Annotated in this window: 26 protein-coding genes and 4 pseudogenes; 13 read left to right on the forward strand and 17 right to left on the reverse strand. The window is 46.4% G+C overall.

Annotation, left to right across the window (positions count from 1 at the left end; translation table 11 throughout):
* Positions 1-28 precede the first annotated feature (28 nt).
* Positions 29-448 (reverse strand): DMT family transporter, encoded by a 420-nt coding sequence (locus NXS97_RS04350; RefSeq protein WP_246874086.1) that lies wholly within the window; start codon positions 446-448, stop codon positions 29-31.
* A 24-nt stretch (positions 449-472) separates the two neighbouring features.
* A complete protein-coding gene (locus tag NXS97_RS04355; protein WP_228525999.1) occupies positions 473-730 on the reverse strand; it encodes a hypothetical protein in 258 nt (85 codons plus the stop codon).
* A gap of 156 nt (positions 731-886) precedes the next feature.
* Here NXS97_RS04355 and NXS97_RS04360 point away from each other — a divergent pair, with 156 nt between their 5' ends.
* From NXS97_RS04360 to NXS97_RS04375, 4 genes are all read left to right on the forward strand, one after another.
* Entirely contained in the window at positions 887-1,069 is a 183-nt protein-coding gene (locus NXS97_RS04360; RefSeq protein ID WP_181460500.1) for a hypothetical protein, read from the forward strand.
* Positions 1,070-2,204: 1,135 nt separating this feature from the next.
* Positions 2,205-2,951, forward strand: coding sequence for a YoaK family protein (locus NXS97_RS04365; protein WP_105077407.1), 747 nt, complete (start codon positions 2,205-2,207; stop codon positions 2,949-2,951).
* A 599-nt stretch (positions 2,952-3,550) separates the two neighbouring features.
* A complete protein-coding gene (locus NXS97_RS04370; protein WP_042677351.1) occupies positions 3,551-3,973 on the forward strand; it encodes a DoxX family protein in 423 nt (140 codons plus the stop codon).
* Between the two features lie 496 nt (positions 3,974-4,469).
* Positions 4,470-4,745 carry a transposase gene (locus tag NXS97_RS04375; protein WP_159103407.1) on the forward strand — a complete coding sequence of 92 codons (276 nt, stop codon included), beginning with the start codon at positions 4,470-4,472 and terminating at the stop codon, positions 4,743-4,745.
* Between the two features lie 1,023 nt (positions 4,746-5,768).
* Here the strand turns inward: NXS97_RS04375 and NXS97_RS04380 are convergent.
* Both NXS97_RS04380 and NXS97_RS04385 read right to left on the reverse strand, forming a co-directional pair.
* Positions 5,769-5,990 carry a KTSC domain-containing protein gene (locus NXS97_RS04380; RefSeq protein ID WP_105077404.1) on the reverse strand — a complete coding sequence of 74 codons (222 nt, stop codon included), beginning with the start codon at positions 5,988-5,990 and terminating at the stop codon, positions 5,769-5,771.
* 434 nt (positions 5,991-6,424) lie between these two features.
* Complete coding sequence (locus NXS97_RS04385) at positions 6,425-8,083, reverse strand: methyl-accepting chemotaxis protein (RefSeq protein WP_116219684.1); 1,659 nt, start codon at positions 8,081-8,083, stop codon at positions 6,425-6,427.
* An 820-nt stretch (positions 8,084-8,903) separates the two neighbouring features.
* Here NXS97_RS04385 and NXS97_RS04390 point away from each other — a divergent pair.
* Entirely contained in the window at positions 8,904-9,200 is a 297-nt protein-coding gene (locus tag NXS97_RS04390) for a hypothetical protein (RefSeq protein ID WP_078828623.1), read from the forward strand.
* Positions 9,201-9,329: 129 nt separating this feature from the next.
* On the opposite strand, the pseudogene NXS97_RS23280 reads toward NXS97_RS04390, so the two are convergent.
* From NXS97_RS23280 to NXS97_RS23285, 7 genes and pseudogenes are all read right to left on the reverse strand, one after another.
* A pseudogene (locus NXS97_RS23280) lies at positions 9,330-9,725 on the reverse strand (IS30 family transposase); the annotation flags it as partial.
* Between the two features lie 83 nt (positions 9,726-9,808).
* Positions 9,809-10,987, reverse strand: a complete 1,179-nt coding sequence (locus tag NXS97_RS04395; RefSeq protein ID WP_024471205.1) for a Gfo/Idh/MocA family protein — start codon at positions 10,985-10,987, stop codon at positions 9,809-9,811.
* Positions 10,988-11,001: 14 nt separating this feature from the next.
* Positions 11,002-11,925, reverse strand: coding sequence for a sugar phosphate isomerase/epimerase (locus NXS97_RS04400; RefSeq protein ID WP_015700472.1), 924 nt, complete (start codon positions 11,923-11,925; stop codon positions 11,002-11,004).
* A gap of 18 nt (positions 11,926-11,943) precedes the next feature.
* On the reverse strand, positions 11,944-13,389 hold the full coding sequence (locus tag NXS97_RS04405; protein WP_014593545.1) for a sugar porter family MFS transporter: 1,446 nt from the start codon (positions 13,387-13,389) through the stop codon (positions 11,944-11,946).
* A 195-nt stretch (positions 13,390-13,584) separates the two neighbouring features.
* Positions 13,585-14,020, reverse strand: a pseudogene (locus tag NXS97_RS04410) (hypothetical protein).
* 24 nt (positions 14,021-14,044) lie between these two features.
* Entirely contained in the window at positions 14,045-14,197 is a 153-nt protein-coding gene (locus NXS97_RS04415; RefSeq protein WP_200286949.1) for a hypothetical protein, read from the reverse strand.
* 1 nt (position 14,198) lies between these two features.
* Positions 14,199-14,345, reverse strand: a pseudogene (locus NXS97_RS23285) (hypothetical protein); the annotation flags it as partial.
* Between the two features lie 403 nt (positions 14,346-14,748).
* Here NXS97_RS23285 and NXS97_RS04420 point away from each other — a divergent pair.
* Positions 14,749-14,931, forward strand: a pseudogene (locus NXS97_RS04420) (hypothetical protein); the annotation flags it as partial.
* Positions 14,932-15,021: 90 nt separating this feature from the next.
* Positions 15,022-16,200, forward strand: coding sequence for an MFS transporter (locus NXS97_RS04425; RefSeq protein ID WP_116219680.1), 1,179 nt, complete (start codon positions 15,022-15,024; stop codon positions 16,198-16,200).
* A 199-nt stretch (positions 16,201-16,399) separates the two neighbouring features.
* Here NXS97_RS04425 and NXS97_RS04430 read toward each other — a convergent pair whose 3' ends face one another.
* From NXS97_RS04430 to NXS97_RS04440, 3 genes are read right to left on the reverse strand one after another with little or no spacing between them, the layout of a single operon-like run.
* Positions 16,400-16,627, reverse strand: a complete 228-nt coding sequence (locus NXS97_RS04430) for a non-oxidative hydroxyarylic acid decarboxylases subunit D (RefSeq protein ID WP_013025504.1) — start codon at positions 16,625-16,627, stop codon at positions 16,400-16,402.
* Positions 16,628-16,636: 9 nt separating this feature from the next.
* Positions 16,637-18,064 (reverse strand): non-oxidative hydroxyarylic acid decarboxylases subunit C, encoded by a 1,428-nt coding sequence (locus NXS97_RS04435; RefSeq protein ID WP_015700477.1) that lies wholly within the window; start codon positions 18,062-18,064, stop codon positions 16,637-16,639.
* Positions 18,064-18,660, reverse strand: a complete 597-nt coding sequence (locus tag NXS97_RS04440; protein ID WP_014606031.1) for a non-oxidative hydroxyarylic acid decarboxylases subunit B — start codon at positions 18,658-18,660, stop codon at positions 18,064-18,066. Before NXS97_RS04440 ends, NXS97_RS04435 begins: the two co-directional genes overlap by 1 nt.
* Positions 18,661-18,855: 195 nt before the next feature.
* On the opposite strand from NXS97_RS04440, the gene NXS97_RS04445 reads away from it, so the two are divergent.
* The 3 genes from NXS97_RS04445 (at position 18,856) to NXS97_RS04455 (ending at position 20,494) form a co-directional block, all read left to right on the forward strand.
* The gene (locus NXS97_RS04445; RefSeq protein WP_013025501.1) at positions 18,856-19,278 is read left to right on the forward strand and encodes a MarR family winged helix-turn-helix transcriptional regulator; all 423 of its coding nucleotides are present in this window, start codon (positions 18,856-18,858) and stop codon (positions 19,276-19,278) included.
* 201 nt (positions 19,279-19,479) lie between these two features.
* Complete coding sequence (locus NXS97_RS04450) at positions 19,480-19,962, forward strand: glutathione peroxidase (protein ID WP_026021004.1); 483 nt, start codon at positions 19,480-19,482, stop codon at positions 19,960-19,962.
* Between the two features lie 322 nt (positions 19,963-20,284).
* Positions 20,285-20,494 carry a DUF6434 domain-containing protein gene (locus NXS97_RS04455; protein ID WP_019105799.1) on the forward strand — a complete coding sequence of 70 codons (210 nt, stop codon included), beginning with the start codon at positions 20,285-20,287 and terminating at the stop codon, positions 20,492-20,494.
* 227 nt (positions 20,495-20,721) lie between these two features.
* On the opposite strand, the gene NXS97_RS04460 is transcribed toward NXS97_RS04455, so the two are convergent.
* The 3 genes from NXS97_RS04460 to yajD form a co-directional block, all read right to left on the reverse strand.
* A complete protein-coding gene (locus tag NXS97_RS04460; protein WP_013025498.1) occupies positions 20,722-21,753 on the reverse strand; it encodes a methionine synthase in 1,032 nt (343 codons plus the stop codon).
* Positions 21,754-21,778: 25 nt separating this feature from the next.
* Positions 21,779-22,762, reverse strand: a complete 984-nt coding sequence (locus NXS97_RS04465) for a DUF1852 domain-containing protein (protein ID WP_105091413.1) — start codon at positions 22,760-22,762, stop codon at positions 21,779-21,781.
* A 388-nt stretch (positions 22,763-23,150) separates the two neighbouring features.
* Positions 23,151-23,498 carry an HNH nuclease YajD gene (gene yajD, locus NXS97_RS04470; RefSeq protein ID WP_013025496.1) on the reverse strand — a complete coding sequence of 116 codons (348 nt, stop codon included), beginning with the start codon at positions 23,496-23,498 and terminating at the stop codon, positions 23,151-23,153.
* 451 nt (positions 23,499-23,949) lie between these two features.
* Between yajD and NXS97_RS04475 the strand changes: the two genes are divergently transcribed.
* The 3 genes from NXS97_RS04475 to NXS97_RS04485 all read left to right on the forward strand — a co-directional run bounded on the left by NXS97_RS04475 (position 23,950) and on the right by NXS97_RS04485 (position 25,526).
* On the forward strand, positions 23,950-24,345 hold the full coding sequence (locus NXS97_RS04475) for a VOC family protein (protein ID WP_064367199.1): 396 nt from the start codon (positions 23,950-23,952) through the stop codon (positions 24,343-24,345).
* Between the two features lie 145 nt (positions 24,346-24,490).
* Positions 24,491-24,967, forward strand: a complete 477-nt coding sequence (locus tag NXS97_RS04480) for a bifunctional diaminohydroxyphosphoribosylaminopyrimidine deaminase/5-amino-6-(5-phosphoribosylamino)uracil reductase RibD (protein ID WP_116219678.1) — start codon at positions 24,491-24,493, stop codon at positions 24,965-24,967.
* A gap of 310 nt (positions 24,968-25,277) precedes the next feature.
* On the forward strand, positions 25,278-25,526 hold the full coding sequence (locus tag NXS97_RS04485) for a DUF2543 family protein (protein WP_013025493.1): 249 nt from the start codon (positions 25,278-25,280) through the stop codon (positions 25,524-25,526).
* The last annotated feature ends 25 nt before the right edge of the window (positions 25,527-25,551 follow it).

Genomic DNA, 25,551 nt, shown 5'->3' on the forward strand with positions numbered 1-25,551 from the left:
ATTTAGCGAATTAGACTAATAAGGTGGCTCATGAGAGAGAGGCATTATCTGACGTCTCGCCATGTATGACCATCCAGATTCCGGCAGATGAAATTGCCATCCCGATAGCTATCAGCCAGGAGAGGGGCTCATTGAACATAGCCCATGCCCAAATCATGATGACAGGTGGACTGAGATACAGAACAGTGCTAATGCGGGTTGCTGAGCTCCGGCGCAGACAAATCCAGTAGAGACCGTAGCCACCAAAAGTTGGCACAGTCGCCGTCCATAACACGCTAATCCTGAGACCTAATGTGGGAATCGGAGGAAGGCCATCCTGGGTGCCTACAATAACCGAGAAGACAATCGCCGCGACGAAACACTGCAGCCAGAGATTGGATAACAGATTCGTTGACTCTGAGTCATTACTGCGTTTCTGCCAAAGCGTTGCCACTGCAAGCGACAGCATCCCCGCCACGGGCAAACCGTAAGCTCAGATCGGAGCGTTGCCAAACGTGAGCACATTGTGGGTCACCCACACCACGCCGAGCAACCCCGTGAGTAGACCAAGCCAGACCTTAAAGCTAACCGTTCCCCAAAATGCTGCCACCAGCAGCGCCATTCCTAGCGTAAGCAGTTCAGCGCACAGGACAACGAGTCCGGCCAGGACACCCAATGCGATTCCCTTTTTCACACCGATCATGTATCTGACCATGGCCAGCAGGCCGATCCCGGCATTTATAATTAGCATCCGAAGAGGTGATTTCAGCAAGGACTTGTACACAAAGGCTTAGAGGAGCAGGGTTAACAACACATATCGCCAGAACACGACCAGTAATGCCGGGGCGTAATTAATGCAAAAGCGAGCCAAACCGCGGCGTGGCAGAACGTTGTAATAGCGTTAAAAATGGAGTCCAGTAACGAGCTTAAAGAGTGGATGAAGCGAGGAAAACTGGATGTGGCAGTAGTCGTCCAGCCTAAAGAACATACCCGCCCCGATGCCCAGTTTCCAATGTCAATCACACCCGTCAGGGTGGAACATCTGAACACTGACGTGGCGTTTGAAAACCCCTTGCCTCTGGCTGTCTAAACCGCGTCATGTATTTATCGCAAGGCTATAACAGCCTCCCTAAAAGCTTCGGGTCGGCGTTTGCGTATTGTACTCGAGAGCCATTCAAGTCAGGCGGTCCAGACGTGTGTCAAAGCAGGATTGGCGGTAAGTTTGATCGATCGGGGTAAGGTATCTGGCAGCATGCTTACTCTTGAATAATATGCCTACTATTCCTGACCATAACATCGTGTTCATACTAAGTGCCGCATCGTGTGGGGATGAAGCTGTCGATCTGCTTTCAAAGGCGTTTCATCAATCATTTCGGCTTTAGGTGGCTGATGAAATGTCTGCAATCAGATGTTCTTATCTCATCATGACTATAAGAAAATTTTCTACTAAAATATTCTTCATTGATGCACATAAACTGTTATTAGCAACGTTCGCTTCTGGCACAAAGCGTGTGTTTAGTCTGTATTATCATCAGAATTAAAGTCTGACTTTAAGTAATGTAGATCGATAAAATAAGGATATAAGTAAAAATTAATAAATGCATTCATTAACAACACAAACCAAATACAGCGATTATTAAAAATGGCTGAAAAATCACTAAGTATGATGATGAGATTGTGATCTTCAGAAAAAACCCGATATAAATATTAACCTAAAATTAACTTTAGGAATTATAACTATAATGACTTTTAAAAATGCATTTAAGAACAATGTAGCTAAGCCGCCGAAAAATACGAAATGAAGATTAAAATTACAGGAAAAACAACCCCAACAACCAATAGAAATAAATTAAAAATAAAGAAAAAACACATTAACGGACTCACTAAACTGGTAAAATTTATATCCACATTCATGTATGACTCCGGCCTCGTAAAAATATAAATCCAGTTAAAAAATAATATCCAATTATAAGATTCCATTTTAAAATACGGTATTTTCTTATGAAATTCTTATTTCATGCATAACTATATTGAGACATTATATTAATCCACCCTCAAAAAAGATCACTACAGAAAATTAACCATCAAGAATTTATCAAGGCTTTATTTTCACTTTGGCCAAAAGCCCTTCAAAGCACTACGCAAACTCCATATAAAAATAAATTGGAACCTTTGTAATAAAAAACCCACATAGAATTATAGTAATAAGATTACAGGAAGACAATATGCTGGTAAGAAAGAAAAGAATGAGGTCACACTCAGAAGACCGACATCTTGCATTGACAATGGCAACAACAGCCGGAATGCTGAACACGATGGCGCTTTGTGCATTTGGTATTTTTCCATCACACATGAGTGGGAATACATCCCAGATATCTGCAGAAGTATTTTCCTCAAATTTTAGCAAGTTGACCCTCCTTATTGGATTAATTGCTGCATTTTTAGCTGGATGCACAATGGCGAGATTAATAACTCTTTTGGGCGAGATGCTTAAAATAAGAACAATATTCTGCATTATTTTAATTTTAGAGGGCGTAATACTTGCTACAGCATCACTATTTGAAAGCTTATTTTATTCTCCACTTCATAATAGTGGATTACTGGCTACTATGGCTTTTATGATGGGGCTACATAATACGACCTCGACACAACTTTCAAATGGGCGTGTTAGGTCTACTCACATTACAGGCACTATTACTGATGTAGGCATTGCTTTAGGTACCTATATATGGTCGTTTATCATACCAAAAACACTCTGCAATCGATATTTCGCTTATAAGCAACTATGCACTCACTTGATAACAATAGTATGCTTTTTAAGCGGTTGTATCACTGGAATGCTTTTGTTCAAGGGTTATGCATTTAGGGCAATGCTAGCAATAGCAATTATTCTTATTATTTATGCTACAACTGCCATCGTAATGACATTACACAATGTTAGAAACTTTAAAAAACGAAGCACCATAACCTGAAAATATCGGCTACAATCAGACATCTTTTAACTAACATTGATTCACCAATCATATTTTTAGGACCCTAACTTATCAAAAGATAAAATAGTTGCAAGATATATCCGGTTTAAATACACTCACTCTGGAAGAATTAACATACATGCTTGAAAACAAAAATACTTTAGCAATCATCAGGCCTTCCTTAATCATGCGCGCTTGATTAAATAATTATTTTTAAAAGCACTACCGCCCTACAACACCATCGCGCTGATAGCCATGCTTTTGAGACAGACTTTTCCAAAACAAAAATGAAAATATTAAATAACGCCACCTCTCGATTATCACTGAACATTAAAAAAAAGCACTTTGTTACCTTTCTAATTATCCCAAACTTACCACTCTTATACTTTTCTAAGGAGTGTGACATTTTCACTCATAGCATGTTTTGAATACTTCAGTCATGATCAAGTTATTGGCTTGATATTTCCCTATAAAAACCATTAAGTTATTGAAAATAAATTATTTCTATAAAAAGATAATTAAAAAAACCTCATAAGGTTAAGTTTTTTTTCAGAAAGTTGTTTATAAATAGTTTCAAACTAATTAATGGAGAAGAAAAGATGATAAAAGGTATTACCGTTTTTAACAAGTTAACTAACCACCCTGATGCTGGCAAGCTCCTTCTTAGATTGACATTTGGTATTCTTGTTATGTTTCATGGAATAGCTAAGATTCTTCACGGTACTCAATGGATTTCAGCTATACTTGAAACGAAAGGAATCCCCGGATTTATTGCTTATGGCGTTTTTGCAGGCGAAATTATAGCTCCGATTTTCATTATACTGGGATTGATGACACGACCTGCAGCACTTATTTATGCATTTAACATTCTCATTGCAACACTCCTGGTAGGAATAGATAGGTTTTTTACGGTTACAAAAGTAGGTGCATGGGGTCTTGAAACCGAGGCGCTATTCTTTTTTGGAGCGATCAGCATTATGCTTATAGGTTCAGGAAAGTATAGCATGACTACCGATAGCTGAAAGCAGGAAAATTCAAGCCGCATCCGGTTATTTTTTCCGTTTATATAACTTGCGTGCACAACATCGCAATAGATAATGCCCCTGCGCCCGGAGGGATCTTCATTGAGCAGCTATAAGTTAGATTTCGAAAAGAGTTGCAAATCAAGATAACCGGGTATAATCGCATAAAAATTCATTCAAAATCAAGGAGATTTTAACGACTTACACACAGATAAATACATTCAAATTCTGCATCCTAAGGAGATAACAGATACTTTTACCTATTTTTAATTATTATAGCAACAATATCTATTTCACTTTACCATGCGAAATCCGAGACAAACCTGAAACTTAAAACACCAGTTAAAAAATGGATACTAAAAGTTTCATAGATTATTACCTTAGCTTGTTAGCACCATAACATATGGTGAATAAGTAGAAATTATCGAGAAACTATACCCACTTATTTTCTCTTTATGCGTTTACCCTGTTCAAGGGACACCGTTATGCCACTATCGTGGCTAATGCGGATATACAACAGGTACTGTGGGGAGCGGAGGAATGCGGCGCTATCGAGTCCGCTGCGATGGACATGAATACCGCCTTCGGTCTGGGGGTGATAGTACCCTACTTTCAGGCGAATGTGGTCTGTGACCTGTTTGACGTGGTCGCAAAGTTCGGTCGTGAAGTCATTAGCCGGGTAAGTGTAGACAATGCAATTGCATTTCGTGATAACCCGAAGTCACGACAGATTATAAAACGCAGTTGCTGGCTGTTGCTGCCTAACCCGTGAAACCTGTCTGAAGGGCATAAGGTCAGACTTACAGAGTTACTGGAAGTCAATCATCACCTAAATCTCGTCTGCATGGTGAAAGCTGCCCTGAAGAAACTGTGGTGTGCCCCAAATGAAAAGGAGGCGGGCTAGAAATGGGCGGTATGGTTCAGACAGGCAAAGGAAAGCGGAATAAAGGCGCTGAAGCAGTTCAGCCGATAAACTTAGTCGATATCTGGGTATTATTCAGTGTGACGCACGAACTTAACACGAGCGTACCGGAAGAAATAAACAACAGGATCAAGGTGATAAAGCGGATGGCCTAGGGGTGACAGGATAACGCCTGCTTAGTCCTGAAAATCAAAGCAGCATAGCTCGGTAAAGCGCGATGAACTAAAAAAAGCCCCACTCACTGGGGCTGAGCAATTTAAGCGCTCTCTCAGCTCTCGCTTTGGGTAGACGAGATTGAGTGAATTTAAAGACCTGCAATTTTTTGTGTCCCTGATTACCATTTGGTTCCATGCATACAGATTTTTACATTAAAAGAAACTGATGCAATTGTTTTAGGTAAGTTTGAAAATTGGTAGCACGGCATTACTTTTTCAACTCTAAAGCTATTAACTCATAATGCATTTGATGCATTTGATGCATTTGATGCATTTGATGCATTTGATGCATTTGATGCATTTGATGCATTTGATGCATTTGATGCATTTGATGCATTTGATGCATTTGATGCATTTGATGCATTTGATGCATTTGATGCATTTTCTCAATTCAAAAAATGTAAACGCATAGATATTATTTTTTTATTGGAACAAATGCCGTTCAGGCTCCACTAAGAATCTCGATGTATGATGCAGTTTAAAACTCCGATTCCCTTTCAAAAGGGAAACTGATAGAGCGTTTTTTTGCTCAGCCCCACTAGCGGGGCTTTTTTTTATATCAATTTAGAATTATTACTGTTGTTTCTGGCTTATGAACTCGCCCACGAAGTATGAAGGTAAACTGTTGCAAAAAATGTAACATTACAACAACTTTGTATTAGAAGCTGATTTTGCCACGCAATGAAGTATAATACTGATTGATAAATGTACGAAAAAATGCATCAGGATCTTTTGCACTGCAGAGAGTATGATAAACCCTGACTGGAACACCAAACCAGCGGCGACTGGTTCCATTATGGTATTCTAGTTCAAGGAGACCGTTTGTAGGGTCATAATGCACAAGCCTGACCACTGAAGAATTAATGGTATGTGGTTTCATATCCTTACTTGTTGTCTCCTGAAATATGACTGACTATCCCCGCCTTAGATCTTTCACTTTAAACATATTTGCTATTTTCAACCGCTTTTAGAAATTCCACGCCCTGACATATGATTAATGCAGTCTAAAAATTCAGTTTTACTGGCCCCGTTATCAGTCATCATTAGATGATGTATTTCTTCTGAGTTAGTATTCTGTCTCTGTCATAAAGGACATAATGTTCATTCGTTCAGCAAGCTTCTGTTAATTTACTGAATGCATGAGGGAAAAAATCTCCCCAGGGTTGGGGAGTCGCAAAAAACAGATGGAATACATGTTGTGTTTATTCTGCCTGCTCTGGTGGCAGATAAAATAACTATCGGCAGACGGCCGGAACACGTGAGTGCGTACCGAATATTTTTTCGCCGCAATCACAGTCCTGACAGGTATCATCCTCAGAATCGCTGCCAGTTGTCGTTTCCGGCAGCTGCCACGACGGGACCGCTTCCTAAAGAAAGGGACTGAACCGATACAAGAGCCGGGTTGCACGAAGCCCTTCCGCTCTCTGACGCGGACGCAAGGATAAAGGTATTCACCAGCTGATTCAGTGATGCAGCCTGCTCCATCAGCGAGCGAGATGCGGCAGAAGCCTGTTCGACCAGCGCGGCGTTCTGCTGCGTTACATCGTCCATCTGATTGACAGCCTGGTGCACCTGACTAATACCCTGAGACTGTTCGCCCGCGGCAACAGATATTTCATCCACCAGATCAGTGACCTGACGCACGGCATCATTCATGCGGGACATATTGTCTCCCACACCTTCGGCCTGCGCTGAACCGGCCTCTACAAAGCCCATTGATGACTCAATGAGCGCCCTGATTTCGCGAGCGGAGGAGGATGAGCGCTGCGCCAGATTACGGACCTCACCGGCAACAACAGCAAAGCCCCGACCCTGCTCGCCCGCACGCGCCGCTTCGACCGCGGCGTTCAGCGCCAGAATGTTAGTCTGGAAAGCAATCCCCTCAATCAGCGCAATAATATCTGTGATTTTTGCAGAGCTTCCTCTGATATCGCCCATCGTACTCAGCAACGTGCGCACCCGGCCGGCGCTGTCTTCTGATATTTCCTGTGCATTTCTGGCCAACTGGCTTGCCAGCCGCGTGTTTTCTGCGGTCTGACGAACGGTTTCACTGAGTTCGGACATGCTGGCCGCGGTCTGTTCCAACGAAGCTGCCTGCTCCTCAGTTCTGGAAGACAGATCCTCATTGCCTGCCGAAATCTGTGCCGACGCGGAACTGACCGACTGCGCTGAGGTTTCCACCTTTAACAGCGATGCCGACATGCTATCCGCCAGAAGGTTGAACGCTCTGGCCGTCAGGCCAATCTCGTCCTGGCGTGCTTCGTCCGCCCTCAGGCTCAGGTCAAGATGCTCGCTCGCGGTTTCCATGACCTGACGCATGCTGTTCAGCTGCCGGCGGATGGCGAAGATGGTTCTGAGCGCGAAAAAGGCGAGAATAAGGATGACCGTCACGGAACCGCCCACCATGCCCCAGACGGTTGACTGATAGGTCCGGTCATTTTGTTTACGCAGTTCATCCGCAAGGCCCACGTTTAGCCTGAGCTGCTTCTGATAGCCGGCGATGAGCTGACGGGCGGCAGCACCCACGCCGTCACTGCCCTGAAGCGCGCCAAGCGCCACCGCATCGTCCTGCGCGCGGGAGCCCGCCAGAAATGCCGGAAGTGTGGATTCAATGCGTTTCAGGGTGCGGAAAGACGCCTCGGTCATCTGGCGGTCTTTTTCATTCGATATCTCGTTTTTAAGGTAATACTGATTCACTGACCTGATACTGCTGATGGTAGCTTCAATCTCCTTTTCAACCCCGGCCTGCCGCTGCGGGTCCGTGGCGCTCTGATGACGGTAGAGCCAGAGAATGAGGGAATTACTGCCGTCAACCATTTTGCCGATATCCAGCAGTGAAGGAATGGTATTTTCCTGCACGTACTGAAAACGGGACTGAAAGCCGCCGACCACCGTGACGGCCACAATGACCATCGCAACCAGTGCAGCACAAAGAAGTGAGAAGCTAAGAAGCAAACGCTGTGTAATAGTCATCGGAATACCCTGCTGTGATAAGTGACTGATCGTTAACAACGGATGTTATTAAGTTAAACTTGCAGAATATTTATCGGCAGAAAAACACTCAGTATTAATCAAAATAACATGAAAGCGTCACGTTTCTGACACAAAGACCGGTCTGCTTTGCTGTTTGACCGGGGGCATTTATTCCATAAGATAAGTAGTCCGGAATGCATCTGCGACATTCAAAAGACGCGGTATTACAGGTAAAAAAAACCCCGCACACCGGGGCTAAGCAATTTATCGCTCATGCAGTGTCCGCTCTGGGAGGAGGGCGGAAATTGTTTGACCGTGATTCCTGCGGTATTTGGGTGGTCGCAGCGGTCATTTTGTTCCGAAAAAAGTGTTCTGAGCAGAAAAAACTCCCCAGGGCGGGGAGCTGCAGAAGAAAGAAGCAGTAAGTAAGGGCTTATCTGCTCTGGCGGCAGATATGATGAATATCGGCATCAGGTCGAAACACATGAGTGCATACCGAATATTTTTGCCTTCGCCTTCCCACCGATGGTTTTAAAATAAAATTTCATAGTTGAAACAGGATTTAGCTCCAGTATTGCCCTTAAAAATTCGGCCCAATTACTAAAATAGTTCAACAAACACATCACAAGCGTCGTTTCGATCATGTCTGATAACGAACGATTAGGTTAATCCTGCGTTTATCAGATGTTAGTGCGTTTATTAAGCAATTTAGATATGTCCGCCATGAGTGAAAAGTGGTCTTTTGTTAATTTCCCAGAAATGAAGTGGGTATGCTTTGACTTTCCGCCTTGATGAACACCTTCACAACAGGATGGACAAGATGAAACAGGTCAGGATTTATACACTCAAAGACAGCCAGTCAGCAGAAATTTATTTTCACATACACTGGCCCCGACACAGGGTTTCTCTTTCTGCTTTTGATATTTATGTCAATGATGTCTATCTGGGAGAAAACTGTCAGGTCATTGCAACAGTGACCTATCAGGAGGGAGCCGATATACAGGCTATCAATCAGAAATACATGAGCAGCGAGGCGTTCATGTCAGACATGAAAGGTTTCGACATGTCTTCAATCCTCCGGGTGGACGAAATCACCATTAAAGAAACACTTTTCTGACCACGCGACGTTCTCAGTCAGCTGAGGCGTTCCCTTTTTAGCCTCTGAAATTTGTACACCGCAACTCAGTCGCCCTTATCGCGGTGTTCAGGCAGAAAGCAATTGATCGGTTCACTTCTGGCTGTGAGTTCAATCAACGGATGAAACACATTGGTCAAAACGCTCTCCGGGGAATTCAGAGCCTGGCGCATTTCCCGGCCTTTCGCTGAGCTGCCTGACAACAGGGTTTAATCTTTGCCAGGGGGGAACAGATGCGTCGCTTCCTTTTGGAAAGTGTTGTCTGGGGGATCTGTTCGTCATTTCATTTGAGCCACATCGCGCGGGAGCTTAGGGATCACAGACCTAAATCTGGATGTCTGTTTCTACAGTAAATCGGGTGCGGCGGGTTAGTTCGGCGCTCCGATCCCGTGTTTATGTTTTATAACGCTCGAAAGCTCATTTCCGGGCTTGTTTGATGAGGGCAGATATCACCGTTAAGGCCTTGTTGTCTCTGATACAGGTGGGGATTACTAAGCGGGAGTGGCGTTATGAGAGGGTAAGAATACTGGTGGTTTTAAGCCCTCACCCATTACCTGGCCACTTGCCACAGTGGCCAGGTACGTTAATGATTATTTAATATTGAAATCAATCCATTCACCGCCCGCATCAGCAGATTTGACGCAGTGCTCTACCCAGTTCACACCGATCTGACCGGCGTGCACATCGGGATACCAGAATGATTCCAGGAATTTCGCGTCGCCACGATCGGTTGCATCCATTGCAATCGCAAAGCGGCGATAAAGATTAGACCATGCTTCAAACAATCCTTCCGGGTGTCCACCCCCGATGCGATCGTCAGCCAGAGCCTGCGAACTGAGATAAGGCATTCCGCGTTCAAGGATCCGAACAGGCTCCCCCTGGATTTCATAGCGAAGCTGGTTAGGTTGCTCATCCCACCACTCCAGGCTTGCCTTCGAACCCACAACACGAATTTTCTGACCATGCATAGAACCGCAGTTCACCGCTGAGCACCACATAGAACCCACCGCACCGTTGTCATATTCCATCAGCACATAGGCGTTATCTTCCAGCGGTGCGCGGGATTTGACAAAGCTCTGCCGCGAGCACAGCAACCGTGTGATGCTCAATTGAGGCAGCATCGTTTCAGCCAGAAACAGCGGATGGGTAGCCAGATCGCCCAGAACATAACCTGGCCCGACATATTTAGGGTCCACGCGCCAGCGGGTGGAGGGATTATCCAGTTCTACTGCTTCTGCATGAAAACCGTGCGCGAAGGACATGTTAATGATACGGATATCACCGAGCAGCCCTTCCTCGATCATCTGCCGCGCCTGCAAAATTAATTGATGCCCTGCATATCCATATGTGACACCAATGATTTTTGTATGGGTTCTGCATAACGCCGCAAGAATGCTTGCTTCCTCGCCGGTAAAACAGAGCGGCTTTTCGCAAATCACATGCAAACCGGCTTCCAGTGCAGCTTTGCATATAGCAAAGTGTGTATTGTTTGGGGTGGCAATTGAGACAGCTTCAATGCCATCTTCACGACTCGCCTCTTCCCGGAACAGGGTTGCATAATCGGGATAGCATCGATCTTCTGCAATACCGAGTTGAACACCAAAGGCTTTACCTCGTTCAGCATCAATATCTAATACGCCTGCCAGTAAAGTGAATGCGTTGTCTCTTAAGGCTGCTGAACGATGAATATAACCAATCTGGCTTGTGCCACCTCCCCCAACCATTCCCCAACGAACAGATCTGTTAAGCGGTTTTAGTCCGTTAATCATAATGTTATCTCCGGTTAGAAGCCGACTGATTTTAGCCACTTAAGACTTTCGGTCACATCGTGTAGACTGCCATCAGCCTGGCGTGGATCGCGTTCCTGCTCAATCGTGATCCAGCCTTGATAATTCAAGTCGTTAAGGAGTTTCTTAATTGCGGGATAATCAATTGCCCCTTTGCCAATGGGGCACATTACGCCTTCTGCGCATGCGGCAAAGAAATCCAGTCCACGCTTGAGTACATCTTTATGGACACTTTCGTTCACATCTTTGAAATGAATATAATCAAGGCGATCGAAATAACTCTCAAGCCAGCTTACAGGGTCCATGCCAGAATAATAAAGGTGCCCTGTATCCAGACATAACCCAGCAACTGAATGCGGTATATCCTCAGCAATTTTGATAATTTCATCTGAGAACTCAATACATCCCCCCGCATGCGGATGAATTACCGGACGAACACCGTATTCATTCCAGGCCAGAGAACTTATTTCTTTAATATGCGAGACCATGCGCTGCCAGTCATCAGCACTCAGGCGAGGTGCTTTATCTGAATGTCCGGCATAACGAGCGCGTTCTGCATTACCAAAATCAATAATCACCAGATATGGCGCGGGATAATTAGAGCTGTGATCTTTCACCGCAGTGGGTATTTTAGAAAGATTTCGACACAGATTATGCGTCAACTCAATCATGTTATCAAAATTACTGTCACTGACTAAATCATCAAAAATTGTACCCGCCACGATTGAAAGCGAGGCCTTATTTAAGGCTTCCGTCAGTTTGACCGGATCCGTTGGTAAATATGTCCACGGTCCGAGTTCAATACTTTTATAACCCGCCTGATTTGCCTCACTGAGAACTTTTTGCCAGGGCGGCAGAAACGGATTTTTAGGATCATCCACCCCCCAACTGCAAGGTGCATTAGCAATATGAATAGTCATAATTACGTCCTTACTATATTAATGTTTTATATCACTGGTCGTGACGGATACAGAATTTTTATTGATACGGGCATTCATGAGTTCTTCGACTTTCTCGAGTGCCACACCTTTTGTTTCCGGAATGTAGCGTTTTACGAACCACCAGGATATCAGGCAGGATACTGAGAACAGCAGCAGCGGGAATCCACCGTGGAATTTTTCACGCAGCCATGGATTATCATTGATAATCGGGAAAACCTGGCTAATGATAAAGTTGGATACCCACATTGAGGCATAAGCGATCCCCATGCCCATTGCGCGAAGCCGGTTAGGCAGAATTTCGCCCACCACGGTCCAGGCGATTTGCGACCATGTTAAGCCAAAGATGAACATGAAGCCTAACAGGCCGATGATTGAGGCATAGCCTTTAATACCAAAATAGAAAGTCAGGAAGGTAAGCGCCAGACAGATGAAGGTGCCGAAAGAGCCAATCAGCAGTAAAATACGGCGCCCGACACGATCAACGAAGACAATACCGACAAGCACGCCCAGGAACTGCAACGCCGCTAGCCAGGTGACCATAAACATGGCTTCTTCCATGCTGCTTGTGACATTCATCAACAAGGTTGGCCCAAAGTACTGAATAACGTTGATGCCGGTGAACTGGTTGAATACGGCAATCATTGACGCAATGATGATGAACATCTTCGCATTACGTGTTAACCCCTTTATCGAAGGTACATTTTTTACAGATGTCGTTACTGAATCAGTATTAAAAGATGCTTTAATTTCATTAAATAAATTCGAGGCATGCGTAGGGTTGGAGATGCGAGTCAAGGTTTTCATCGCTTCGGCATCACGATTTTTCATTATATTCCAGCGAGGAGACTCCGGAATAAAAGCCATAAACATTAAATACAGGAAGCAAGGAATAACACCAAATCCAAGCATATAACGCCAGCCAACCGTCACCAGCCAGGTTTCATCTGCTCCTTTGGCGATCAAATAATTGACGATCAGCACCAAAACCTGTCCACCAACGAAAAAGACCATATTCATTGCGACAACGCGGCCGCGATAATCCCTTGGTGCAACTTCCGTCATATAAATAGGTGACACAACCGATGCCAGTCCAATGCCGAATCCGCCCAGAATACGGAAGATAATAAACATCGTAAAGTCGGTGGCTAATGCCATGCCCGCTACAGAAACCAGCATAAAGAATACTGTTATAGTCAGGGCTTTTTTTCTGCCATAATTATCGGCAAGTTTACCGGCGAGCCATGCGCCTAATACGCAGCCGATAACGATACTTGATACCGCCCAACCGGTCTGCGATGGCGTTAAACTAAAATGTCTGTTGAGAGGCTCAATAACACCTGAAATAACGGAAGTATCATACCCTTGTAACAGGCCACCCAATGCTGCCACGGTGCAGATCGCCATAACATAGGCGAGATTATATTTCTTCTCTTTCGTACTCATACGGTTACCTTTGCGTTTAATTCACACAGTTTGACTGAGTGAACTCATATAATGACTGTTTTGAATTTGCGTAGATAATGAAATAGAAACGTAAAAGACAAACAATGTTAAACTGTCATTCTTAATATGTAGCCTCCAGAAAATCAGGCATGGATACGCCGCACACAAAAAATCCCTCCGGCGCTGATGTCATCTTTATGATTGACCTAAAAGTTCTCTTTCGATAATCCTGCGCGTTTCGACGGCCTGTGAGTTCATTTTTTCCGGATATAATAATAGTGATGCGGTAATGATGGATTCACCGCCGACTTCGAATTTTCGATTTGCAAAATTCATTTCACGTAATACGCGAAAAATCCACTTTACCTTTGCCAATGCCCCTATGCTGGTGAATTATGGCATTAACATCTGGTGGATTAGCGATGAAGGAAGGGAGTTCCACCCCGTACTGATTCAGTGCACGTTTATACTCGCTCATCAACGCTCTGGAAGCTCGGGGATGTTTACAGAACGGGTTGATACGCGGATGCGGGGATTGTTCAATATATTTATAACCCCACTCAGAAACCTGACGAATCATGCCGGTTATTGATAAATGCTTCATGACGTCAACATCAAAAGCGACTTTCATTATCCCTTTCTCCTTCTGAATAAATCAGTAGTGACAGGCCTGGCCATTTCTTTTCGCCAGCGTATCAGCAATAGCGCGAATACTCTCTTTTGCGATACCCGGCTTGGGCACCAGCGACATGCCCTCCCCTCTCTTTTCGTCACTGACAGACAGCGATGTCCCCTCACTCTCCTCCATGCGCCCGACCTGAACCCAACACATATCCCTGCCCAAAAATAGCGAAAATGCCTTTAACGAATGTCTTCGCGTTGCCATCTACTTCAGTGTATTGATTATCAATGAGCCGAACGCATGCCTGGGCCATAGTCAATCTGATGGTTTCCATTCGATCCGCCTGCCAGTTTCAAGGTTGTTCACCAGCGAACGCAGGTAAGGAATGGCATGCAGGTAATGGATTAATAGGATTATGAAACAAACAATCGAAACATCAACACATTTAAAATTCATCTTTCATTTTTGGGAAGACGATCTCAAAAAGGAACATTTAAGCCGTAAATGACCTTTACATGAAATATTTATTTTTAAATCAAAAAAATTACATATGCATGATTTATAATGAATATAAACCAACAAAAAGGCAATCGCAGACGGGTAATGGGTGATTTCAATTACATGCAGCAGTAAAACTTTAAATCCATTTACGTTGAAAATGGAATTTTAAATCTCTATCATTCATGTTGAACATCGTGGCTTATCCCTCTTTTATACACATTCGAAGGTATCCCGTTATGGTCAGGAGACCAAAAAAATCAGATGTCATTTACCCTGGCCGTATCGCTGTAGATCCCGACGGACAGCTAACTGGCGCTTGTCTGGAAGACATAAGTACATTCTCTAACGCTTCAGGTGGCTCTTCAGGCAACGCCGCCTATGGCACAGCGATTCAAGGGCTGCGCTCAGGCATGCAAGCGATCGCCCTGCGACTCACGCGTAAGCCTGTATTTGGCCCTGATCAACATTCAGGGCCATTCAGTAAAAAATCATTTATCTGGTGAATGCCAATGCGTTTATCTACGGCTGTATTCGACGATCGCCAGTCAACCTTGCACGTGTTACGTATCAGTTTTGCCATGTTTTTTGCCTACATGACCATTGGGCTCTCCCTGACGGTCGTTCCTCTCTATGTCCATAATATTCTTGGTTACAGCGACACCCTGGTTGGATTAGTCATGGGATGTCAGTTTGTCGCAACGCTGCTGACGCGCGGGATCGCGGGACGTAATGCAGATGAACGTGGCGCAAAACAAGTGATGCATATGGGGTTGGCGGTTAGCACACTTTCCGGCCTTATGCTGCTTGTGGCGGACAGGGCCGCTCACTTTCCTTTCCTGACGTTATTCTTCCTTTTTGCCGCCCGGATACTATTGGGCATCAGTGAAAGCCAGATCCTGACAGGGAACCTGGCATGGGGGCTGGGTTTGAGTGGCGACAAAAAAGGGGGGCGAGTCATGTCATGGAACGGGATAGCCACATATGGTGCTCTGGCAGCAGGCGCGCCTTTTGGCCTTTATCTCTTTCACTATTATGGATTTTGGGCAATTGGCCTTTGTACCGTCATGCTGCCTGTTATTGCCTTTACGCTGAATGCTGCCGTTCCCGCTGTCATCCCCTCACATGGCGTTCGCCTGCCTCTGTGGTCCGTTGTCGGCAAAATCTGGCGTCCAGGGCTGGCTCTTGCACTTCAGGGCATTGGTTTTGCTGTTCTCGGTACGTTTGTCTCCCTTCATTTTAACCAGCAGCACTGGGCGAACGCGGGACTGGCATTAACAGCGTTTGGCGCGATGTTTATCGCTGTACGCCTCATTTTTAGTCATTTCCCGGACCGGTTTGGCGGCAAAACTGTCGCAATTTTTTCGCTTTTAACTGAAAGCCTGGGGTTGCTGACATTGGGTACAGCATCCACACAAATGCTCGCTTTGATTGGAGCAGGCATGACCGGTGCCGGATGCTCTTTAATCTTTCCCTCGCTAGGTGTTATCGCCTTGCGTCATTCTCCTCCGCAAACAAGAGGAACGGCATTAGGTGGCTATGCCGCTTTTCAGGACATCGCCTATGGGCTTAGTGGCCCCCTTGCAGGTTTGATCGCGGTTGCAGCCGGTTATCCGATGGTCTTCCTGTTGGCGGGTGGATGTAGCATTGCGGGCGTCATTTTTGTAGCCCTTTTCATCAAGAATGAATGAGAAGCATGAAATTTTTCTCATGACAGACCTGCTGTTCAGTAAGCAAAATCCAGGAGATCGGGGCATGTTTAACCTGTAACGCCAGAAAAGGCAGATTAGGTTTGATATTTGGCATCTCAAGGCAGGACGTTAACAATGTGATTTTTTAACGTGGCAAATCATGCATAGCGGGCCTGGCCTGGACCCGCCAGAAAGTAAGTTACTTAGCTAACAGAGGAGGGACAGACGGGACTTCCGGCGCATTATCAATATCACGTTGAGTCATCCGGAAGGCTTCAGGATAATGTTCCCGCTCCGTTCTTCGGGCTGGCTCTGTATTGCGCCATGTGTACAGGCAATGCTGACACTGATGCACCGTCCATATCCCCTCAACTGGGGATGTTGCCATGATTTCAATGTGTTCATCAGCACAACGTGGACAAATCATACTTTCTCCTTAACCGCGATTTGATAACAGGGACGTTAACTTCTCAACCCAGATTGAAGTTTCTGGCAGGTCTTTTACCGGCTGACTGTAGTGGCCGCGGGTATCCGGTGCCACGGGAGTCGTCGCATCGATCACAAGTTTATCCGTGATTCCCGCAGGGCTGGAACCCGGGTCCAGTTCCAGTACGGACATGTTTGGCAGTTGAACGAGATCGCCTTGCGGATTGACCTTTGAAGACAGCGCCCACATCACCTGAGGCAGGTTAAAGGGATCGACATCCTCATCGACCATGATCACCATCTTGACGTAGCCCAGACCATGCGGGGTTGTCATCGCCCGTACGCCTACAGCACGGGCAAATCCACCATAACGTTTCTTTGTAGAAATAATGGCCAGTAATCCGTGTGTATACATTGCATTTACAGCCTGCACCTCAGGGAAATCCGCTTTCAGCTGTTGATACAAAGGGACACAGGTTGCCGGGCCCATCAGATAATCAATTTCGGTCCAGGGCATTCCCAGATATAATGACTCGAATATTGGCTTAGTGCGGTAGGAGACCTTATCAATCCGTACAACGGTCATATTGCGACCGCCGGAATAATGGCCGGTGAATTCGCCAAACGGTCCTTCAATCTCACGTTTGCGCCCTTCTATCACGCCTTCAAGAATGACTTCCGATCCCCACGGCACATCAAAGCCGGTCAGAGGCGCGGAGGCGATGGGGTACGGGCTTTCACGCAGCGCACCTGCCATCTCATATTCTGACTGGTCGTATTTCAGCGGCGTGGCGCCCATCAATGTAATAATGGGGTCATTGCCCAGCGTAATAGCCACTGGCAGATCGTCGCCACGTTCTTCGGCCTTATGGAGATGAAGTGCAATGTCATGCATCGGCACGGGCTGGAGCCCGAGTTTACGTTTACCTTTCACCTCCATCCGGTAAATGCCGACGTTTTGCTTACCGAAATGTTCTGGATCAAGCGGGTCACGTGATACTACGCAGGCCTTATCAAGATAGAAACCGCCGTCGCCGTCGTTCAGGCGGAACAGGGGAAGGATGTCGAAGAGATTGATCTCTTCACCATCAACGGTATTTTCTGACCAAGGCGCATTGTCGCGCCGCTCTGGTGCCACAGGAAAAGTGTCCCAGCGACGAATGAATTCATCTATCTGCTGTTTCACTGGGGTATTCATTGGGAGGCCCAGTGAAATTGCATGGTTTTGCCAGGAACCAATAGTGTTCATCACAACATGAGCATGATTGAACCCCTTTATTTTTTTGAATGAGATTGCCGGTGCACCTTCACCAATTCGGCCTGTAGCATTAGCGGCCGCGGCAATATCAGGTTCGGGTAAAACCTCTTCATCAATCTCAAGAAGCTGCCCCTGCTCGTCCAGAGCCTTAAGGAAGCTACGTAGGTCATCAAAAGCCATTATTTACTCTCCATACTCAGGGATTTCTTAGAATTGTTCAGGCCTTTCCAGCGATTTGCCTTTGGCGAGGCAATCCCAAACTGGTCGAGAACACGAGAAACGACATGATCGATCACATCATCAATTACTGCGGGGTGGTTATAAAAAGCGGGCATGGGCGGAACCATAGATACGCCAAGACGGGAAAGGGCTAGCATATTTTCCAGGTGAATGGTGCTGAGAGGCGTCTCTCTGGGGACCAGCACAAGTTTTCTGCCTTCTTTAATGACGACATCAGCAGCCCGTCCAATAAGGCCTTCCGCGTATCCCATGCGAATTCCCGCTAAGGTTTTCATACTGCAAGGAATAATGACCATCCCATCGGTGTGAAAAGAACCTGAAGAGAGAGTAGCGGCCTGGTCGGACGGGCCATACACAACATCAGCCATGCTCATCACCTCACGCGATGAAAAAGGCGTTTCGAGTTCAATTGTGGTTTTAGCCCACTTGCTCAAAATCAGATGAGTTTCAACCTCTTTGATTTCCTGCAAAATGCTGAGCAGAGCCACCCCTAAAGGGGCACCTGTTGCTCCCGTCATACCGATTACAATTCTCATCTGACTTCCTTGCAAATAACGTTCGTGTACGAATGAAATTAACAGTAATCTACTCAAACCGATAAAGTCAATTGATTTCCATGGTTACTATTTTCAGTGTGACCTTTTGTATCTGGTGATAAAGAATGTTTAACGGTGGGATAATGATTTAACATTAACTAAATACGAGGATGACAGAGCCAGAGAAAAGTTAATATGAACAATGACTTGAGCAACCTTTTTTTCCATTTGACGAGGCAACTTCTACAGGAACATACCGCCCTGTGGCAGGAAGCGATGCCCTTTCTGACAAAGCAGCAGTATGCTGTTCTTTCAGCCGTACATGCTAAACCGGGAATCGAACAACTGGAATTAACAGAGGCGGCGTTAAGTTCGAAGGCTACGCTGGCAGAATTGCTGGTTCGCATGGAACATAAAGGTCTGATACAACGTGAAGAAGGAAAAAAAGACAAACGTCGTAGATTTGTTACGCTTACCGATCAGGGCGAAGAGATGCTTAACACTGCATCACCGATTGCTGAAAGCGTTGATTCACATTTTCTGAACAGGTTAGAAGACCATGAGCAAAAGGAAATCATCAGCCTTCTTAAAATCATGTTAAAAAAACAGGCTTCCTGAACGCATCCCGTTATTCTTCAGAAACAGATTTAATGGCAGGGTTGTGTCTTGATCGGACATGACTCACGCAACGCTGAGTCAGTCAAAGGTCGGCGGGTCACTGAAATGACAGAGAAAACAGCGCTGGTTGACGGGGCGAAGCAAGAAACCGTCTGAGTGCTCATCTTTGCCCTGACTAACACGCACTTTAAGGATTTCAGCATGACCACTTTTCATCAACTCAACGCCACCAGCCTGAATGGCCAGCACATCTCGATGGCCGACTATGCTGGCAAGCTGGTTCTGGTGGTGAATACCGCCAGCCATTGTGGATTCACTCCACAATATGCAGGTCTTGAAGCACTCTACAAAAAGTACGCTGCGCAGGGGCTGGTGGTGCTGGGTTTCCCTTGCAACCAGTTCGGTAAGCAGGAACCGGGCAGTGCCGACGACATCGCGCAGACCTGTCACATTCACTACGGTGTGAGCTTCCCCATGTTCGAAAAAGTAGAGGTTAACGGCCCCGGAACGCATCCGCTATTTCGTTACCTGAAAGCGGAGTTACCCGGTGTGCTGGGTGGGCGGATTAAATGGAACTTCACTAAGTTTTTGATCGGACGCGACGGCAAACCACTCAAGCGTTTTGCACCCATCGCTACGCCGGAAAAAATGGAAGCCACCCTCCTGGCGGCACTTGAAAGCTAACCAGGGAGGTCAAATTTATCCTTGGCCATTTTCTACAAACTGATGCTATCCAGACTGGATTACCCTTTACTGATCGCTCGCAACGTCTTTTAACGCTATAACTTTGCTCATTACGCAAAGAGCCGGTCGCTTAATAAAAAGCATGCCCTTCTCTTGGGCAGGGATGGCAGGGATGGCAGGGATGGCAGGGATGTTGCTATATCCTGTCCTCAGCGCGCAATACCGGTATCCATTCATTTTTAATGCCACTATCCAGCACTGAAGCGTAATCGGCCAGGCGCGACGATTTTCGCCTTTACCACGTGTTACTTGAGGCAAGCGGATGAACATTGACTGGCACAGCGCAGAACTGACGCGCATGACGATCGTGGATAAAAACTATAAAAATACGCAAAATGTGCGCCGCTTTATGGTTGCACAGTGCGGAGAGCGTTTCCGGTTCGATCGGGATTTTATGGCCTGGATACGCAATGACATTCCCAAAAATCTGGGAGAGGTGGTGGATGAGTGGAAGCGCAGAAAGGCTGGCTGACACTCACAATCTGTTCATCCCCTCTCCTTTTTGCTTTCGGGCATCTGTGCCGGCACCGTTTACGTCCGCATCTTGTGCCGACGCATGAAAATAACGGCCAGCAGGCGTACGCGGCGGTTATTTTATTGCGGCTTTACAGAGCCAAGCCTGACAGGGTGACAAAAAAGGCCCGATCACCGATCGGGCCTTTGCTCATACACAGGTCATTCACCGAATGTCTGAGGCCGTTATTTCGACAGCAGTTCTTTACGGATGATTTCTGCACCGGCGCTGAGGGCACTCAGCTTGCCCCGGGCAACCTGACGGGATAACGGCGTCATGCCACAGTTGGTAGAGGGATAAAGCTTATCGGCATCCACAAACTGAAGGGCTTTACGCAGCGTATCGGCCACTTCTTCAGGGGTTTCGATCGCGTTGGTTGCCACATCAATGGCCCCGACCATCACTTTTTTACCACGAATCAGTTCGATAAGATCCATCGGCACGCGAGAGTTTTGGCATTCCAGCGAGATAATATCGATGTTCGACTTCTGCAGCTTAGGGAAGACTTCTTCATACTGACGCCATTCGGTTCCGAGCGTCTTTTTCCAGTCGGTGTTGGCTTTGATGCCGTAACCGTAGCAAATGTGCACAGCGGTCTCGCACTTGAGCCCTTCAACGGCGCGTTCCAGGGCGGCAATGCCCCAGTCATTCACCTCATCGAAAAACACGTTAAATGCCGGTTCGTCAAACTGGATAATATCGACACCCGCCGCCTCAAGTTCCTTCGCTTCCTGGTTAAGAATTTTGGCAAATTCCCAGGCCAGTTTTTCGCGGCTCTTGTAATGGTTGTCATACAGCGTATCGATCATGGTCATGGGACCCGGCAGCGCCCATTTGATCTGTTTATTCGTTAGCTGACGTAAAAATTTGGCATCTTCAACGAAGACCGGCTTCTGACGGGCCACTTCACCCACCACACTCGGCACGCTGGCATCATAACGATTACGGATTTTGACGATCTCGCGTTTTTCAAAATCCACACCGCTAAGGTGTTCAATAAAGGTGGTCACAAAGTGTTGGCGCGTTTGCTCACCATCGCTGACGATATCGATACCGGCGCGATCCTGATCGTCCAGAATCAAACGCAGTGCGTCTTTCTTGCCATCGATTAATTCTTCATTTTCCAGTTTCCAGGGCGACCACAGTGTTTCAGGTTGCGCAAGCCAGGACGGTTTTGGCAGGCTTCCCGCCGTGGAAGTCGGTAACAAAGTTTTCATAACAGGTAACCTTATACTGAGTTAATCAAAGAACGTAATTAGCAGACCATTGCTCAAGAACATTTTTGTAGGGTTTGATGAAGTTCTTCTCGGTAAACTTCCCTTGTTCAATAGCCAGATGGCTACGCTCTTCTCGGTCGTAAACAATTTGCGTTAAAGAATAATCCCGATGGCTCAGGCTCGGTTGATATTCAATACCAGCCGGAGAGTTTGCATTATAGATCTCAGGGCGATAAATCTTCTGGAACGTTTCCATCGTACTGATGGTGCTGATGAGTTCGAGATTAGTGTAATCACGCAGCAAATCACCCGTAAAATAGAACGCCAGGGGCGCAACGCTGTTTTCAGGCATAAAATAGCGCGCATGTAATCCCATCTTGCTGAAGTATTTATCGGTCAGCGAATATTCATCCTGCTGGTACTCAATGCCCAGTACCGGGTGACGGTTGCCGGTGCGGACATAGGTGTTTTTGCTTGAAACACTCAGGCAGATCACCGGTGACTTGCTAAAATTCGCCTTGTAAGCCTCTGATTGCAGGAAGCATTTGAAGATATTGCCATGCAGCTCGCCAAAGTTTTCCGGGATAGTAAACACCGGATTATTTTTGTTGTGCTCTGACAGCAAGACGCTGAAGTCATAGTCACGCACGTAAGAAGAGAAGTTGTTCCCCACAATGCCTTCAATACGTTCGTCGGTTTTTTTATCGACGATACTGGTTTTCAATATTTCGATAACCGGGAAAGCATCGCGATTATTTTCCACATTGATATTCATCTCAACGGAAATGATCTCAAGCTCGACAGAATAACGGTCCCCTTTCGGGTTATCCCAGTGCGCCAGGGAATTAAAACGATTATCCATCATCACCAGGGCGCTACGCAGGTTTTCCTGGCGGTTCTTGCCACGGGCCAGGTTAGCGAAGTTGGTCGTGATGCGCGTGTTTTCTGACGGATTGTAATTCTCATCAAAAACACTGCTCTTAATCGTAAAGGTGAAATTGTTATTCATCGTGTCTGGATCCTGAATTCTGATGTAAAAACTGCGTTATTTGCCAGACCGGTCTGCTTGTCTCGTCTGCTTCACAGTTTTTAACGCGCCTGCAATCAATAAGCATATTTTATGCCAGAGTCGTAACATGAGTGAAAGCGACTTAATTTCACATTAACATGAGCCTTCTTCATGGTGGTCCTTCCGTTGCTGTACGAACCCCATGCCCACACAGTGGCTGGTGGGCATGGGGAGCGCAACGTGCAGAGTAAAAAAAGGCCTGCCGGGCTGACAGAACGCGGCCAACACTCGGCAGGCCGCCTCTCTCCTGCCCTGTTTCAAACGCTGCCAGATGTCAGCACCGGCCATCGTCATGCAGAAAGACAAGACGCAACAGGATGGCCAGCGGTTATTTCTTTTTGGTGAGCATCGACTTTAGATCGGCAAAGGGATTGTAGGTGGCGGCCCCCACATCATCCTGCGCATCCTCGCCAGCCACAACGGAGGTGCCGTACTGATCGGCTTCCGTATATTTTGAGTGTTCATGATCATGGCAGTACAGGCACAGCAGCTCCCAGTTACTGCCGTCTGGCGGATTATTGGTGTGGTCGTGATCGATGTGGTGAACCGTTAATTCCCGCAGGTTTGAATAAACAAACTCCCGCGAGCATCGCCCACAAACCCACGGATAGATTTTTAACGCTTTTTCACGATAGCCACTTTCCAGCCGCGAGTAGTTTTTGGGGATCAGAGCCATGACCGACGTTACCTGTATGATGAGAGTTTTTCACTTGTGATTGCAGCAGGCTAACCTGCTTATCGGATGACTTCAAGTTGTATGCTGGGTCCGTTTTTTGCCCGTTTTTCCCGCCGCCTACCTGTTCCGTTCAGCGCTAAAGCCAGAAGCACATTTCCTGTCTGTTGAGCAATGCCAGGGTGCGATGACGATATGTGTGCTGGATAAAGGGATAGAACCAGAAGCCAGTAACCAGGCCCCCTTATCGGCCTGTTAAAATGCCAAGCCTGCCCTGAATGATTTCACCTGTTCCGACACAAAACGTGCATGTTATTCTGAACAGACATGCATTGTAAGCATTTCGCTTAACGTCAGCCTTCCAGCTTTGGAGCGTCCCAGACAGAATAAAAAATTCGTTCATGATTTCAGGCCTTCTCTAAAGCCGTTTTCCCTTTGAATTTATGGAGCAGAAATGAGAACGCAGAAACGTTGCATGGGTTATATCGCCATTGTGGTTGATGACTACGATCGGGCCATTGAGTATTACACTGACAAGCTGGGCTTTATTCTTGTTGAGGACACACCGCAGCCGGGTAAACGTTGGGTGGTCGTCACGCCGAATCCGGAAAGCGATTGTCATCTCCTCCTGGCACGCGCCTCAAATGACCGCCAGGAAAGCTTTATTGGTAATCAATGCGGCGGCAGAGTGTTCCTGTTCCTGCAGAGCAGTGATTTCTGGCACGACTACCAAGCCATGAAAGCGAAAGGTGTGACGTTTTGTGAGGAACCCCGAGAGGAAGAGTATGGGCTGGTTGTGGTTTTTGAAGACCTCTATGGCAACCGTTGGGATCTTTACCAGAACAGGTAAAACAAAACGACAGGCCTGTAAAACAGGAAACAGAGGTTCACAGATAAGGGCTGCCATCTGACCTTGTGATGTGATTACCCATACTCAATGCGGTGGTTCAGTTTCCTTAATCGCTGGACATCGATGACAGGGGCCATAAATATGGATGTCTTCCTATCCCAGAGCTTCAGCAGATAAAGGCATTATGGAAGAAAAGCTAAAATTTATGATGTTGGCGCTGGAGTACTCCCGCCAGGCATTGCCCGAATGCAGACCCAATCCCCCTGTCGGATGCGTGATCGTTCATGACTGCGAGGTCGTTGCTAAGGGGTTTACGCAACCGCCAGGCCAACACCATGCCGAGATCGACGCGATCGCAAAACTTACCTTCCCCATTAGCGAATGTGAAATATATGTCACGCTTGAGCCCTGCTCTTTTCAAGGCAGAACGCCTTCGTGTGCTTTAACAATTGCAGCGCTAAAGCCAAAACATATTTATATTGCCATGGACGATCCGCACTCGAAGAACAGGGGCGCGGGACGCACTATTTTAAAAAAGGCAGGCATCAGCTTTACATCGGGCATCGGAAAGCAGGCGGTCAAGGAATTTCTTTTCCCCTATCTGGACACGTCTTCTTCATAAACATCACTTTTATCGCCGCCTTGGGATCTCCGCGGGACGTTATCCCATCATCATCCCGACATTTTCGTCGTGATGGCACTTACCGCCCGGCCAGAACGGCCCGGCTTTGCCAGTAGCCAATAATCTGTTCTGTGGGCACGCGCAGCTCACTCTGGTTAATGCATGAACGGGCAAATAAGCGGATGCCCGCACGCTTGTTAATTTTCCCGCCCCCCGCCGCTGACTGGCAGAAAAATCGCGAGATGAATGTTATGATTAACCCATTCTATTCAGTCACAAAAGACACAGGTGCAAACCCTGAGGGCAAGATATGAACAACGAAGTCTCACTGAAATACTATGACATTGCCGATGAGTATTCGTCAGAAACGGAAACGCCGGTAAGCGAATCCGAGCGTGACGCCCTGGCACACTATTTCCAGTTGCTGATTGGCCGTTTAATGAATAACGAAGAAATCAGTGAAGAAGCGCAGAAAGAGATGGCCGTTGAAGCGGGCATTAATGAACAACGCATTGATGAGATCGCCACCTTCCTGAATCAGTGGGGCAACGAAGACTAATTCCGGTAAATGCTGCCCGCTAAAG

This window comes from Pantoea sp. B623 (genome assembly GCF_024814475.1).
Taxonomy (GTDB): Bacteria; Pseudomonadota; Gammaproteobacteria; order Enterobacterales; family Enterobacteriaceae; genus Pantoea; species Pantoea ananatis.

What these genes read in the sequence shown, in the direction of transcription:
- NXS97_RS04350 (WP_246874086.1), bottom strand. Translation starts at nt 448, where the DNA reads ATGCTGTCGCTTGCAGTGGCAACGCTTTGGCAGAAACGCAGTAATGAC.
- NXS97_RS04360 (WP_181460500.1), top strand. Translation starts at nt 887, where the DNA reads ATGGAGTCCAGTAACGAGCTTAAAGAGTGGATGAAGCGAGGAAAACTG.
- NXS97_RS04455 (WP_019105799.1), top strand. Translation starts at nt 20,285, where the DNA reads ATGAACATTGACTGGCACAGCGCAGAACTGACGCGCATGACGATCGTG.
- NXS97_RS04440 (WP_014606031.1), bottom strand. Translation starts at nt 18,660, where the DNA reads ATGAGAATTGTAATCGGTATGACGGGAGCAACAGGTGCCCCTTTAGGG.
- NXS97_RS04465 (WP_105091413.1), bottom strand. Translation starts at nt 22,762, where the DNA reads ATGAATAACAATTTCACCTTTACGATTAAGAGCAGTGTTTTTGATGAG.
- NXS97_RS04485 (WP_013025493.1), top strand. Translation starts at nt 25,278, where the DNA reads ATGAACAACGAAGTCTCACTGAAATACTATGACATTGCCGATGAGTAT.
- NXS97_RS04400 (WP_015700472.1), bottom strand. Translation starts at nt 11,925, where the DNA reads ATGACTATTCATATTGCTAATGCACCTTGCAGTTGGGGGGTGGATGAT.
- NXS97_RS04425 (WP_116219680.1), top strand. Translation starts at nt 15,022, where the DNA reads ATGCGTTTATCTACGGCTGTATTCGACGATCGCCAGTCAACCTTGCAC.
- NXS97_RS04380 (WP_105077404.1), bottom strand. Translation starts at nt 5,990, where the DNA reads ATGAAACCACATACCATTAATTCTTCAGTGGTCAGGCTTGTGCATTAT.
- NXS97_RS04385 (WP_116219684.1), bottom strand. Translation starts at nt 8,083, where the DNA reads ATGACTATTACACAGCGTTTGCTTCTTAGCTTCTCACTTCTTTGTGCT.
- NXS97_RS04415 (WP_200286949.1), bottom strand. Translation starts at nt 14,197, where the DNA reads ATGGAGGAGAGTGAGGGGACATCGCTGTCTGTCAGTGACGAAAAGAGA.
- NXS97_RS04430 (WP_013025504.1), bottom strand. Translation starts at nt 16,627, where the DNA reads ATGATTTGTCCACGTTGTGCTGATGAACACATTGAAATCATGGCAACA.
- NXS97_RS04445 (WP_013025501.1), top strand. Translation starts at nt 18,856, where the DNA reads ATGAACAATGACTTGAGCAACCTTTTTTTCCATTTGACGAGGCAACTT.
- NXS97_RS04395 (WP_024471205.1), bottom strand. Translation starts at nt 10,987, where the DNA reads ATGATTAACGGACTAAAACCGCTTAACAGATCTGTTCGTTGGGGAATG.
- NXS97_RS04435 (WP_015700477.1), bottom strand. Translation starts at nt 18,064, where the DNA reads ATGGCTTTTGATGACCTACGTAGCTTCCTTAAGGCTCTGGACGAGCAG.
- NXS97_RS04450 (WP_026021004.1), top strand. Translation starts at nt 19,480, where the DNA reads ATGACCACTTTTCATCAACTCAACGCCACCAGCCTGAATGGCCAGCAC.
- NXS97_RS04390 (WP_078828623.1), top strand. Translation starts at nt 8,904, where the DNA reads ATGAAACAGGTCAGGATTTATACACTCAAAGACAGCCAGTCAGCAGAA.
- yajD (WP_013025496.1), bottom strand. Translation starts at nt 23,498, where the DNA reads ATGGCTCTGATCCCCAAAAACTACTCGCGGCTGGAAAGTGGCTATCGT.
- NXS97_RS04365 (WP_105077407.1), top strand. Translation starts at nt 2,205, where the DNA reads ATGCTGGTAAGAAAGAAAAGAATGAGGTCACACTCAGAAGACCGACAT.
- NXS97_RS04355 (WP_228525999.1), bottom strand. Translation starts at nt 730, where the DNA reads ATGCTAATTATAAATGCCGGGATCGGCCTGCTGGCCATGGTCAGATAC.
- NXS97_RS04370 (WP_042677351.1), top strand. Translation starts at nt 3,551, where the DNA reads ATGATAAAAGGTATTACCGTTTTTAACAAGTTAACTAACCACCCTGAT.
- NXS97_RS04405 (WP_014593545.1), bottom strand. Translation starts at nt 13,389, where the DNA reads ATGAGTACGAAAGAGAAGAAATATAATCTCGCCTATGTTATGGCGATC.
- NXS97_RS04475 (WP_064367199.1), top strand. Translation starts at nt 23,950, where the DNA reads ATGAGAACGCAGAAACGTTGCATGGGTTATATCGCCATTGTGGTTGAT.
- NXS97_RS04480 (WP_116219678.1), top strand. Translation starts at nt 24,491, where the DNA reads ATGTCTTCCTATCCCAGAGCTTCAGCAGATAAAGGCATTATGGAAGAA.
- NXS97_RS04460 (WP_013025498.1), bottom strand. Translation starts at nt 21,753, where the DNA reads ATGAAAACTTTGTTACCGACTTCCACGGCGGGAAGCCTGCCAAAACCG.